The organism is Hydrogenispora ethanolica (assembly GCF_004340685.1).
GTDB lineage: Bacteria > Bacillota > UBA4882 > UBA8346 > UBA8346 > Hydrogenispora > Hydrogenispora ethanolica.
This window is the reverse complement of the sequence record NZ_SLUN01000001.1, coordinates 65,873-78,594: the sequence shown is the minus strand read 5'-3', so window position 1 is coordinate 78,594 and position 12,722 is coordinate 65,873. Positions and strand designations below refer to the sequence as shown.

Sequence of the window (12,722 nt, the reverse complement as noted above, 5' to 3'; positions counted from 1 at the left end):
TGTTGAGAAGCAGCCGCGGCTGGCAACGAGGCGGAGGACGGCATGAGAAAAGAATTGCGCCAAGAGCTGTTCGGTGAAGAGCTCAAAACACTCCAGACTGCGCTGGAACGGTTACGCCGGGGTGAGCACCGGGAGACGCCGCTTTTCGGAGAGTATCAGGAGCTGGCCTTGGGTTACCAGAAACTGCTCCGGCTGACCAGCAAGATTTTTATGATCAGCGACAGCCAGGGCAAGGAGTTGAAAAGGCGCGAGATTGAATTCAGGAACATTCTGGATCACGCTAGCCAAGGCTTTTTGACCTTCGGCCCCGACCTGGCGGTGAACCGCGAATTCAGCGCCGAGTGCGCCCGGATCTTCGGCGGCAAGGTCGCGGGCCGCAACATCCTGGAGTTGCTCGCCGGAGGCGATGCCAAGCATCAGGAACAGTTCGGCGCGGCTTTCGCGGCGGCGTTCCGGGAAGCTGATCCTCGCCTCGGCCAGCAGCGGCTGGAACAGTTGCCCAGCACGCTCAGGATCAAGGACGGCTTCATCCATCTGAAATACAAGTTTCTCCGCCGTGACGGCGAAGACGCCCCGGACCGGATCATGCTGATCCTCACCGACATCACTGAACGCCGCAAGGTGGAGGACCGGATCCTCTTCTACAGTTTCCACGACAACCTGACCTCGCTCTATAACCGGGCCTATGTCGACAGCATCCTGCCCGAGCTGCTACGGGAGGCGGCCTTGCCGCTCAGCCTGATCATGGCCGACCTGAACGGCTTGAAACTGGTGAACGATGTCTGGGGTCACGCCCAGGGCGACCGGTTGCTGGTGGCCTTCGCCGACCTGCTGCGCCGGTGCTGCCGCCGGACGGACATCGTCTCGCGTTGGGGCGGCGATGAGTTTCTGGTGCTGCTGCCGGCCACCGACGCCGCGGACTGCGCCCGGCTCTGTGACCGGATCGGCCGGCTCTGCCACCGGGCGGCGCTGGAGCCCATCGGCCTGAGCGTCGCCCTAGGAACTGCGACCCTGGTGACGCCGGATGAAAGCATCAGCGAACGGTTCGCGCAAGCCGAAACCATGATGTACGAGCATAAATTGGCCAGCCGCGGCCGGGTGAAGCGGAGCGTCATCACCGGTTGCGTTAAATTCCTGCAGCAGCATTGCTTAGAAGACGCGGGCCACCTCGACCGGGTCAAGCGGTTGGCGCTGGCCTTCGCGGGGCTCCTGCCCTACGATGCCAAGACGTTGGACCGCAAGCAGCTGGCGCTCCTGGCCACGCTGCACGACGTCGGCAAAGTGGCCGTGCCCGAGACCATTCTCGGCCGGTCGGCGGCCTTGACCGAGGCGGAATGGCGGATCATCCGGAACTATCCCAAGGTCGGCTTCAGAATGGCCAACGCCATCGGCGAGCCTGCGGTGGCCCAGGCCATTTTGGCCATGCGAGAACGCTGGGACGGCCAGGGCTATCCTTACGGCCTCAAGCAAGAGCAGATCCCGCTCGGCGCGCGAATGGTGGCCATTGTAGACGCCTTCGACGTCATCACCCACGGCCGGCCCAACCGAGAAGCGTTGCCACCCGTACGCGCCGCCGCCGAGCTGCAAAACGGCGCGGGCAGCCAATTCGACCCCGAACTGGTGGTAGCCTTCCTCGAATGCCTCAACCTGCTGCTGGCTTCCCTGGAGCCGCCACAGTAGCGCCAGGGAAGCGATTGTTCGAATCTGTTAAGGTTCCGTTCATCGGGATGTAATATGAATCGGCTATAATGAAATTACTTCAACTACCTCCCTTTTTTGAAACCTCCGCTTGCGGGGGCTTATTTTTTTGTGGTATATTTGTGTTAAGTTCGGCAAGAAAATTTGTTTTTCATCTGTTAAGTTTCCGTTTATCGGATTGTAATATGAATCGGTTATAATGAAGATACTTCAACTTACCTCCCTTTTTTATGATACCCCCGCTTGCGGGGGATATTTTTTTATGGCAATTCATTGTAAAGTTTGACGGTGATTTGTTTTTCATCTATTAAGTTTTCGTTTATCGGATTGTAATATCGATCCGTTATAATAAAAACAACTTCAACTACCTCCCTTTTTTTTAATACCCCCGTTTTGGGGGATATTTTTTTGCTTTTTCAGCGATAGCACTTTCTGGAAATGTTTCCATTTGTTAAGTTCGTGTTTATCTTTTTGTAATATCCATCGAATATAATAAAGGTACTTCAACTACCTCCCTTTTTTGAAAACTCCCAGTACGGGGGTTTATTTTTTTGTCCGCCGTTCCTTCCTCTTTCCAGCAATCGCCACTATAATTACAGAAATGCCCGTGTTACAATATCTTATGTTAATTTTAGGCCGTTCCCTAGCCGACGGCTTGATATGTCTTGGGCCGCCCACGGTTGCGGCGAGGCTAGCCCGCCCCAATGAACTGACGCGTGCGCAGGGATGTTGGCGCATTTTTTTTCGCCAGGCGGGAGCGGGTTCCAAAGGGGCGGATCAGCACACGAGAGAATTGTGTGGAAAAACGCCGGGGTCATCCGGGGGTATCGTTAGAACTTTTGAGACCGCGGCGCAATGAAACGGAATATCAGGAGGGCCAAGCGAATGAAATTTGGAAAAATCAATAAGCAACAACTGATGCTGGCGGCCGTAGCCTTTCTGGTTACAGTGGGGGCGCTCTTCGGCGGCCAGGCGCTGAATTCCAAATTTCGGGTGGCCGACCCTTTGCACAAAGAGGTCCTGGCCATTCAGGGAGTGCAGCGTTTTACGGTTCATGAGGAGAAAAACCGGCTCCGGGCGGAGCTGCAGCTGGCGAAGGTCGCCGACCTCCAGCAGGTGCTGGAGCGGGTCGACGGCGCGGTTCAGCGGTATTACGGCCGGCCGCTGGACGAGTACCGGATCGCCGACCGTTCCGACGCCCGGTTGCGGACGGCGCGGTATCAGTTATCGTTCTATCTGGAGGAGGCCCAGGTATCGGGCAGTTACATCCAGCTCAAAGAGGAATTGGATGCCTTGACCGGCGTCAAGGCCCGGGTTTATTTGGGCCAGAACTTTATCTTTATTCAGATGGAAAACGGTTCGCACTATCTCTACCAGGCGCTGCCCCGCGCGGAGCGGACGGCGGCCGCCGGTAATCCGGCTGCGAACCCGACAGGAGGTGGCTCCGTTTGATGAAACATTGGGAATGGCCCGCCGGTTGCGGGCTGGGCATATTGGTTTACCTGATCTGGCGCGGGGTTGACCTCACGCCGCTCCTGGCGATCGGAGGAGCGCTCTTGCTGCTGTTCATGCTGACGCAAGGCCGTTTCCGGAGCCTGGAGACCCTGGGCGGCCAGAACCTCAGCCGGAGCGAGAGCGGCATCGGCTTTGACGATATCGGCGGCCAGGAAGTCGCCAAAAGAGAGCTTCTGGAGGCGCTGGACTTTGTCTGCGATGTCAATCGCACCAAGGCGCTGGGGATCCGGCCGCTGAAGGGGATCCTGCTCACCGGACCGCCGGGCACCGGCAAGACGCTGTTGGCCAAGGCGGCCTCCAGTTATACCGATTCGGTCTTCGTGGCCGCTTCGGGTTCGGAATTCATCGAAATGTACGCCGGCGTCGGCGCGCAGCGGGTGCGGCAGCTCTTTACCAAGGCCCGGCAGCTGGCGGCGCGGGCCGGCAAGCAAAGCGCCATCATCTTTGTGGATGAGATCGAGGTCATCGCCGGGCAGCGGGGCAGTCACAGCTCGCATCTGGAGTATGACCAGACCCTGAACCAGCTCTTGGTGGAGATGGACGGCCTGAAGCCCAACGAGGCGGTGAAGATCCTGGTGATCGCCGCCACCAACCGGGCCGATCTGCTGGATCCGGCCATTTTGCGGCCGGGCCGTTTTGACCGGCAGGTCAAGGTGGATTTGCCCGACCGCGAGGGACGGCTGCATATCCTGAAGATTCACGCCAAGGATAAACCGCTGGCCGACGAGGTGAGCCTGGAGGAGATCGCCAAGGATACCTTCGGCTTCTCCGGCGCCCATCTGGAGTCCCTGGTCAATGAGGCCGCCATCCTGGCCTTCCGCAAGGAGCGGACCGCCATCGGGATGGAGGAGTTCCGCGAGTCCATCGACAAGGTGATGATGGGCGAAAAGCTGGAGCGGCGGCCGCAGCCCGACGAGTTGCGGCGGGTGGCGGTTCACGAGACCGGCCACGCCATGGTCAGCGAGCTGCTCCGGCCGGAGTCGGTGGCCACCCTGACGGTGATCCCGCGCGGCAAGGCCCTGGGCTTCATGCGCCAGACCCAGACCGAGGAGCAGTATCTGTACACCCGGGAATACCTGGAGGATCAGATCGCGATCTGCCTGGGCGGGGCCATGGCCGAAGAGCTGGTCTATGGCAATTGGAGCACCGGCTCGGCCAACGATTTCGAGCAGGCGACCGCCATCGCCCGGCAGATGCTGAAGACCGGCCTGACCCGGCTGGGGATCATTCACGAGGAACTGGCGGGCAGGGAACAAATGCACGAAGTGGTCACCGAGATCATGGAGGCCCAGAAGGTCCGGGTCCGGGAGCTGTTGCAGCGGAAGGAGTCGTTCTTCCGCGAGGTCATCGACGACCTCCTGGAGCGGGAGAAGGTCTCCGGCGAATGGTTCCGGGAAAGACTGCAATGCGCGTAAGAAAAGGCTGTTGGCAGCGATGCCGATGGCCTTTTCGGCTTGTCGGGGCTTAAACCTTTTTGCATAACTATGAAAGCTTATGGACCACTTGGTCCAATTTTACGTATTGAAGAATCCATACGCAGGAAAAATATGGCGTGTGTCGAAAATGAGACTGAGTAAACCGGTGAAATCTCTTGGAGCCGCTGTTTGGAATAAGCTGGTCGATAAGTTTACAAGTTTCGGTTATCGGCCGGAATGCTTAGGGAGGTTGTACGATGCGAATTGAGACCATTCGAGTTCAGAATTTTAAGGCCTTAAAAAATGTCTATATTCAGAATTTGCCGGCTTTATCCATCAACGTGGGCGCCAACGGCAGCGGCAAAAGTACTTTCTTTGATGTGTTCGGTTTTTTGAAGGATTGTCTGACCTATAACGTGACCCGGGCGATGCAGAGTCGTGGTGGCTATGCGGAACTGGTATCGCGGGGTCAAGCCGGTCAGGATATCATGATTGAGATCCAGTACCGGATGCTCATCACTGGCAAAGAGCGATTGGTTACGTATCGATTGGAGCTTGGCCTGGACCACGGAGATAAAGGCAAACCTTGTGTAAAACGGGAAATTTTACGCTATAAACGTGGCGCTTCGGGATCACCGTTTCACTTCCTGGATTATCAATTGGGTCAGGGCTATGCGATTCAAAATGAGGAAGATTTCGATGAGACTGACAAAGCTTTGAAACGCGAGAGTCAGACATTAGAGCGGGCCGATATCTTGGCCGTCAAGGGCTTGGGCCAGTTTCAGCGGTTCAAGGCCGCCAACGCGCTGCGCCAGTTGATCGAAGGTTGGCATGTATCCGATTTTCACATCGATATGGCGCGTGGCAGTAAAGATGCGGCCGGTTTTGCGGAGCACCTGTCGGTTACAGGAGACAATCTGCAAATCGTCGCCAATAACATTTATGAGAATTACCCGGAAACGTTTCAGCAAATCCTGGCGAAGATGAAACGGCGGGTTCCGGGGATCGGAGACATCATTCCCGAACCGACCCAGGACGGCAAGCTGTTGCTTAAGTTTCGCGACGGTTCGTTTAAGGATCCGTTTATCGACCGGTATGTTTCGGATGGGACCATCAAAATGTTTACCTATCTTATTTTGCTGCATGATCCGGAGCCCCATCCCTTGCTGTGCATCGAAGAGCCTGAGAATCAACTCTATCCCAAGTTGCTTTGGGAATTGGTGGAGGAGTTCCGCGACTACGCCAGACGGGGAGGGCAGGTATTTGTCTCCACGCACTCCCCAGATCTGCTGAATGCGGCTCGACTGGAGGAAGTATTCTGGCTGGTAAAAGAGGATGGCTATACCCAGATCCGGCGCGCTATGGATGATCCTCAGATCCGGGCCTATATGGAGGCAGGGGACCAGATGGGGTACTTGTGGAAAGAAGGGTTCTTCAAGGGGGCCGATCCCCAATGAACGAGCTGGTCTTCTTTTTGGAAGAACCGTCGGCCGCGGCGTTGCTGGAAGGGCTGTTGCCGCGCCTCCTTCCGCCAAATTTTACATGCCGGATGATTGTATTCGAAGGCAAGCAAGATTTGGAGAAACGCCTGGTCAAAAGATTGCGCGGCTATTTAAATCCCAAGGCCCGTTTTGTAGTTTTGCGCGATAAAGATTCCGCGGATTGCCGTGAGATCAAAACGAACCTCCGTCAAAAAGCTGATGAAGCCGGCCGGCCCGATACACTCATCCGGATCGCATGTTACGAATTGGAAAGTTGGTATCTCGCCGATCTCGCGGCCGTCGAAGCGGGCCTCCAGATCGCGGGACTCACCGGCCGCCAGAATAAACGGCTGTTTCGGAACCCGGATGTCATTCCAAACCCTGCCCACGAATTGCAACGAATTGCTCCTTCCTACCAGAAATTAAGCGGTTCTCGCGCGATTGGCCCCTATCTTGATCCGGAAAACATGCGCTCCGATAGTTTCCGCGTATTTATCTCCGGGATCCGGCGTTTGTGTTCCGATGATTTTGAGCCGTAAAATTACAGCGCGATGCTGAAATCATGCGTTAGCCGTTTCCAAACGTGCTCGAGCGCTTTCCGGTTCGTCTGGCCTTGAACGAAGGGCTTCCGTCCGGTTTTCCGGATCCGCCGCGCGGTCCGGACCCTCGTCCGTCCCGGCGCCCGGTTCGTCCCGCTGGGCGCGCCCCATTGCGCCGCCGCGGGGCGGAACTGCCGGCGCGGAACGACGCGGGGCCGGGCGTCCCGGAAAGGCTGCGCTCCGGGACGGACGGAGTGATGCATTAAAAAATGTGGTTGAGCTTGCCCTGGAGCAGCGCGGAGAGGCCGAAGGCGATTCCCAGCGCCAGGAGGATGAGGCTCAGGCCGATGCTGATGACAATGATGATGCCGTTGGTTTTGAAGTAGGAATTCAGATTGGCGAAGACTTCGCCCAGCAGCTGTTGCTGGTTGCGGCCGGCGGCTTCCTTGGAGAGGCTGACCGCCTTGAGCAGCTTGACGCCGGCGATGATCAGCGGCACGCCGATGGCCGCGGTGATGATGCCCACACACCACATGGCGCCGCCGATGATGGTGAGGACTCCGAGAAAAGTGGCCCAGCCGTTGAGGGGCGGGATCAGACTTGGCGCATAAGCGCCCGGCGCCGGGGGAACCGGCGCCGCCTGAGCCGGCTCGGGCGTAGCGGTTGTTTCCAGATGGCTGTCCATAATTCGCAAAAACCCCCTTGGTGAATTGATCTTCCAAGCTTCCATTATACCACGGGGGGCCGGGAACGGCGCATGTTTTTGCTTTTTGCGGCCGGAAAATCATGTTCCGGCCCGCTCAGGGCGCGTCGATCACAATCACCACCGCCAGGCTGCCCAGAATGTCGCTTTGGACCACGGCCGCCCGGAAATGACGGGCCGCCCGGAGGCCGAGCACCGGATCGGTGGCGGTTCCCCCGTCCGGCTCGGCCTGGGCCGCGGCGGCGGTCAGAAACAGCGGATTATTGCCGATGCGCGGCAGGGACTGGGCCTGTTCCGGGGAGCGGGAATAGGCGACGATGGTTTGGGCCGGGTCCGCCGCCGGCTGGGCCAGGCCCGGGCCGTAGAGCAGATAGCCCCGGCTGTCGAGGATCTGGGGATAGAGCGCCGGACTGAGCCCGGTGCGCCGGGCGTCGATGATGATGCCGCTGTAGGCCAGCGGGGCCATGGGGGCCATCGGCGCATTGGCCGGGGGGAGCGCCGCGGTCCGGCGTCCGGCCCGTCCCGCCACCGGCGCGACCTTGGCGGAGAGTTCGCCCAGGGGCAGGAGATAGGTGATGCTGCAGATCCCGCCCGGGGCAAAGCGCGGCTCGCCGAAACGGCCGCTGTTTAAGTAGTCCTCGATGCCGGAGACGCTGAGATCGCCGGCCAGGAGCAGCTGGGCCACGGTGGTGGAGCCGTTCACCCGGACTTGGGTGACCAGCTCCAGGGCGTTGCGCAGCGCGTCGGCCTTGGCGGCCCAGATGGCCGGGGGAGCGCCGTCGGCCCCGTTCCGGTCCGACGGCGGGCTGCCGTAGCCGACCACCCGGATCAGGCCCTGTTCCCAATCGATCGCGCCTTTGTCATAGGGTTCCAGCAGCGCGGCGGAGGCTGTCCGGGCGGTGAAGGCCAGGGTCAGCAGGGTTAGGATGATGGTTTGGAGCGGCAGCAGGGAGCGCATGGTTCATTCCTCCTGAGATGGGGTAGATTGGGGTGGGATGGGACTTCGCTCTTTTTTTATTAGACGGGGCGGAATTGAAAAATGTTCCATCAACGAAAAGCCCGGTACCGGTCTTTTTTCGATGGATTCGAAACCAGTCCCTGATGAATTCAGTATGTTTTACTGGGAAAGCATCGAAAATCCCGCCTTCCGTGTCCCGGAACAAACTCAAAGGGCTTTGAGGGCATCGACTTCCTCCGGCTTCCCCCGGGTTTCCCGGCCGCAAACATTGGGTTAAGAAACGGTGAAATCCTGTCAAATTGGCCGGGCCAGGTTGAAGCGGGATCGGGAGCGTGTTACAATGGTCGTGGTGCCGCTCAGGCGCCATCGGCTACAAGAATTGAAGGGACTTTCATGAAACTGCTGCGACAGGCCGGGATCATCACCGGCCTCTGTTTCCTCGGCGAACTGCTGCATGCCTGGCTCCGGCTGCCGATACCCGGCAATGTTCTGGGGATGCTCATTCTCTTCGGCTGTCTCTGCGCCGGGATCATCAAACTGGAGATGATCGCGGAGCTCAGCGACTTTCTCCTGGATCACCTGGCCTTTTTCTTCATCCCGGCGGGGGTGGGCGTCATCGCCTGCCTGGGCGTGCTGCGCGGCCAATGGCTGGCGGTTTTGGGCATCTGTCTGGTCACCACCGCTCTGGTGATGCTGGTCACCGGCCACGTCGTCCAATGGGTCAAGCGGGGTGCCAAACGATGAAAGCATTATGGCATTCGCCGCTCTTCGGAATCCTCCTGTCGGTGCTGGCCTTCGAGATCGGGCTCTTCATCAACCGCCGCACTAAGCTCGCGGTGTTGAACGCCTATCTGATCAGCGTGCTCCTAATCATCGGCGTGCTGCTGCATTTCCGGATCAGTCTGGCCTCATTCAACGTTGGCGGCCAATTCATCTCATTGTTCCTGGGACCGGCCACGGTGGTCCTGGCGGTGCCCCTCTACCGGCAACTGCCGCTGCTGAGGGCGAATATCGTTCCGATCATGGCCGGAGTCGGAGCGGGCAGCGTCACCGCGGTGGCCAGCGCCCTGGTCTTTGCCAAATGGTTCGGCCTGGACCCGGCGGTGGGCATTTCGCTGGTTCCCAAGTCGGTCACCACGCCGATCGGAATCGAGGTCGCCAAGGAGCTGGGCGGCATTACCCCGATCACGGTCGCCGCCATCATCGTCAGCGGCATCGCCGGCGCGGTGATCGGGCCGGCGCTCTGCAGGTGCTGCGGGATCCGCGACAAAGTGGCCGTGGGAATCGCCATCGGCACCGCCTCCCACGCCATCGGGACCACCAAAGCGCTGGAACTGGGCGAGACCGAGGGAGCCATGAGCGGACTGGCCATCGGCATCGCCGGGCTGGTCATCGTGTTGCTGGCGCCGCTGCTGGTCCGGCTGATCTGAGCCCCCGGCCGGCTCATGGCGGCGTTTCGCCGGATAATCCGATAAGGAAAGGGCAGGCCCCCGGGTCGCCCTTTTGCTGTTTTTTAGGGATTTTTCGAGGAAAGTTTTGGTTAAAGAAGCGGCCGCGGCGATCAACTGGACTGTAAAATATGGTAAAATGGCATCATGGCCCGGCGCTGCCGCCGGACCGATTCATTAACAAACGGCAAACGGAGGTCAAACATGGCAGATTTCGCAAAATATCTTGACATCCATCCGGAGGTGGCGGCGGCCCTGGCCGGGAACCGGCCGGTGGTGGCGCTGGAATCCACCATCATCTCGCACGGGATGCCCTACCCGGAGAACCTGAATACCGCCAAACAGCTGGAGGCCATTATCCGCGAGAATGGCGCCGTGCCCGCCACCATCGCCATCATGGCGGGCCGAATCACCGTCGGCCTGAACGAAGAACAGCTGCAGCAGCTGGCCACGGCCCACGACGTCTTGAAAGTGAGCCGCCGCGACATCCCGTACGCGGTGGCGCTGGGCAAGACCGGCGCGACCACCGTGGCGGCGACCATGATCGGCGCGGCCCTGGCCGGCGTGCGCTTCTTCGCCACCGGCGGAATCGGCGGCGTCCATCGCGGCGCCGCTCAATCCATGGACATCTCGGCCGACCTGACCGAGCTGGCCCAGACCAGCGTGGCGGTGATCTGCGCCGGCGCCAAATCGATCCTGGATATCGGACTGACCCTGGAGAAGCTGGAGACGCTGGGCGTGCCGGTCCTGGGCTATCAGACCACCGAATTTCCGGCCTTTTATAACCGGAAGAGCGGTTACGGCGTGGATTATCCGGTGGCCACCCCGGAGGAATGCGCCCGCATCTTGCAGGCCAAATGGGAACTGGGACTGGACGGCGGGGTGGTGATCGCCAATCCGGTGCCGGAAGCCTTCGAAGCGCCCGCCGCGCTGATCGATGAAGCCATCGCCGCCGCGCTGGCCGAAGCGGCGGCCGGCAAGGTCAAAGGCAAGGAAGTCACGCCCTTCCTGCTCGCCAAAGTCAAGGAGCTCACCGCCGGAGAGAGCCTGGAGACCAATATGGCGCTGGTGAAGAACAACGCCGAACTGGCGGCGCGCATCGCCGTGGCCTATAGCGGCCGGCCGCGCTGAAACGGGCGGGGAGCCATGCCAACGCCATGTGAAAGATGGGGTGAATCCGGAATGAGCCAGCCCGAAGTGGTGGTGGTCGGCGGGATCAATGTCGATCTCAAAGGCCAAACCAGCGGCCGGTTTGAGCTGCGCACCTCCAATCCCGGAACCCTGCAAGCCACCCCCGGCGGGGTGGGCCGCAATATCGCCGAAAACCTGGCCCGGCTGGACGTGGCGGTGACCCTGCTGAGCGCCGTCGGCGCCGACCCGGAAGGGGAACGGATCGTCCGGGAGACCGCCGCGGCCGGCGTCGATCTCCGGCATCTGCTCCAGCTGGAAACCGAACGGACCGGAACCTATATCGCCCTGCTCGATCGGGACGGCGAGCTGGTGGCGGCGCTGGCCGACATGGCCGTGCTCGACCGGCTCAGCGTGGAGTATCTCCAGTCCAAGCTGGCTCTGTTTCGCGCCGCCCGCTATATCGTCTGCGACGCCAACATTCCCGAAGCGGCCATCGCTTTTCTGAGCGCCTTTTCCCGGATGTCCGGGGTGCCCCTGGCGGTCGAGCCAGTATCGGTGGTCAAGGCGCAACGGGTCGCCGCCCATTGCGGCGGGATCAGCCTCCTCACGCCCAACCTGGACGAATTGGCGGCGCTGACGGGAACGGAGCCGGAGCGCCGGACGGTGGCGCGGAGCGCTCAAGTGCTGGTGGACCGGGGCGTGGCCACGGTCATCACCACCCTGGGCGAGGCCGGCCTCTGCTGCACCACCCAAGCCGGCAGTCTCCTGCTGGGGAGCTACCCCGCGACGGTGGCGGAAGTGACCGGAGCCGGCGACGCGCTGACCGCCGGGGTCATCTATGGGCTGGTGCGCGGGATGGAGCTGGCGGAGGCCTGCCGGCGCGGCCTGGCCGCGGCCGCGCTCACGGTTGCCGCGCCGGAGACGGTGAACCCGCGGCTCAGCCGCGCCCAGGTCGAAGCGCTCGCCGCCGCGCCGCCCGTCCGGCCATGACCGGGGGGCGGAGCGCTGAATGAATGAAGGAGGAAGGTTGACCATGAAGACGATTCTCTGCTATGGCGACTCCAACACCTGGGGCAGCGATCCCGGGGGCGGGGCCCGTTTTGACCCGGAGACGCGCTGGCCGGGAGTGCTCCGCCGGGCGCTCGGCGACGGATACCGGGTCATCGAGGAAGGCCTCGGCGGCCGGACCACGGTCTGGAATGATCCGATCGAGGGCTACAAGAACGGCAAGGAATATTTGATACCCTGCCTGGACACGCACCAGCCGCTCGACCTGGTCATCATCATGCTGGGCACCAATGATTTGAAACACCGCTTCTCCCTGACGGCCTTCGATATCGCCCAGGGCGCGGGCGTGCTGGTGGAGGTGGTTCAAAACTCCCGGGCCGGACGGGACGCAGGGCCGCCCCGGGTGTTATTGCTGGCCCCGCCGCCGGTGGCTACATTACATGAGCGTTTTCAGGAGATGTTCAAAGGCGCCGCGGCGAAGTCGCGGCAGTTCGGGAAGTACTACCGCCAGGTGGCGGCGGAACGGGGCTGCGATCTGCTGGATACGGCGGAGCTGGTCCGTTCGAGCGAGCTGGACGGGATCCATCTCGAACCGGGCGAGCATGCCAAGCTGGGGCTGGCAGTGGCCGAGCGGGTCCGGCTGATATTGCCGGACTAAAGGGAGGGAGCGGTTCCCGCCATTCCCAGGGGCGAAAACGGACCTGAGGCAAGCGATCAGAGACGGCTGAAAGAAGGCCGTCTTTTTCCATGCCCGGAAACCGCCGGACGGACCCGGCGAATGGGATGGGAATTTCAATACTGTTGCATGATGGTAAACATTCGGTTA

The 12,722-nt window shown here is 60.6% G+C and carries 12 protein-coding genes; 10 read left to right on the top strand and 2 right to left on the bottom strand.

Annotated elements, in window-relative coordinates; all coding sequences use genetic code 11:
- Positions 1-42: 42 nt before the first annotated feature.
- From EDC14_RS00310 to EDC14_RS00290, 5 genes are all read left to right on the top strand, one after another.
- Positions 43-1,680 (top strand): diguanylate cyclase domain-containing protein, encoded by a 1,638-nt coding sequence (locus EDC14_RS00310; protein WP_132012187.1) that lies wholly within the window; start codon positions 43-45, stop codon positions 1,678-1,680.
- 903 nt (positions 1,681-2,583) lie between these two features.
- Complete coding sequence (locus EDC14_RS00305) at positions 2,584-3,150, top strand: hypothetical protein (RefSeq protein WP_132012186.1); 567 nt, start codon at positions 2,584-2,586, stop codon at positions 3,148-3,150.
- Positions 3,150-4,628, top strand: coding sequence for an AAA family ATPase (locus tag EDC14_RS00300; RefSeq protein ID WP_132012185.1), 1,479 nt, complete (start codon positions 3,150-3,152; stop codon positions 4,626-4,628). Before EDC14_RS00305 ends, EDC14_RS00300 begins: the two co-directional genes overlap by 1 nt.
- A gap of 257 nt (positions 4,629-4,885) precedes the next feature.
- The gene (locus tag EDC14_RS00295) at positions 4,886-6,085 is read left to right on the top strand and encodes an AAA family ATPase (protein WP_132012184.1); all 1,200 of its coding nucleotides are present in this window, start codon (positions 4,886-4,888) and stop codon (positions 6,083-6,085) included.
- Positions 6,082-6,648 (top strand): DUF4276 family protein, encoded by a 567-nt coding sequence (locus tag EDC14_RS00290; RefSeq protein WP_132012183.1) that lies wholly within the window; start codon positions 6,082-6,084, stop codon positions 6,646-6,648. Before EDC14_RS00295 ends, EDC14_RS00290 begins: the two co-directional genes overlap by 4 nt.
- Positions 6,649-6,910: 262 nt before the next feature.
- On the opposite strand, the gene EDC14_RS00285 is transcribed toward EDC14_RS00290, so the two are convergent.
- Together EDC14_RS00285 and EDC14_RS00280 are read right to left on the bottom strand one after the other, a co-directional pair.
- Positions 6,911-7,333, bottom strand: coding sequence for a DUF5362 family protein (locus EDC14_RS00285; RefSeq protein WP_132012182.1), 423 nt, complete (start codon positions 7,331-7,333; stop codon positions 6,911-6,913).
- Between the two features lie 115 nt (positions 7,334-7,448).
- Positions 7,449-8,309, bottom strand: coding sequence for a hypothetical protein (locus EDC14_RS00280; RefSeq protein WP_132012181.1), 861 nt, complete (start codon positions 8,307-8,309; stop codon positions 7,449-7,451).
- Positions 8,310-8,702: 393 nt separating this feature from the next.
- Here EDC14_RS00280 and EDC14_RS00275 point away from each other — a divergent pair, with 393 nt between their 5' ends.
- The 5 genes from EDC14_RS00275 (at position 8,703) to EDC14_RS00255 (ending at position 12,554) form a co-directional block, all read left to right on the top strand.
- Positions 8,703-9,053: a CidA/LrgA family protein gene (locus EDC14_RS00275; protein WP_132012180.1), complete on the top strand. Its 351-nt coding sequence runs from the start codon at positions 8,703-8,705 to the stop codon at positions 9,051-9,053.
- Positions 9,050-9,739, top strand: coding sequence for an LrgB family protein (locus EDC14_RS00270; protein WP_132012179.1), 690 nt, complete (start codon positions 9,050-9,052; stop codon positions 9,737-9,739). Before EDC14_RS00275 ends, EDC14_RS00270 begins: the two co-directional genes overlap by 4 nt.
- A 222-nt stretch (positions 9,740-9,961) precedes the next feature.
- Positions 9,962-10,888 carry a pseudouridine-5'-phosphate glycosidase gene (locus EDC14_RS00265; protein WP_132012178.1) on the top strand — a complete coding sequence of 309 codons (927 nt, stop codon included), beginning with the start codon at positions 9,962-9,964 and terminating at the stop codon, positions 10,886-10,888.
- 51 nt (positions 10,889-10,939) lie between these two features.
- Complete coding sequence (locus tag EDC14_RS00260) at positions 10,940-11,878, top strand: carbohydrate kinase family protein (protein ID WP_165907675.1); 939 nt, start codon at positions 10,940-10,942, stop codon at positions 11,876-11,878.
- 43 nt (positions 11,879-11,921) lie between these two features.
- On the top strand, positions 11,922-12,554 hold the full coding sequence (locus EDC14_RS00255) for an SGNH/GDSL hydrolase family protein (RefSeq protein WP_132012176.1): 633 nt from the start codon (positions 11,922-11,924) through the stop codon (positions 12,552-12,554).
- Positions 12,555-12,722 lie beyond the last annotated feature (168 nt).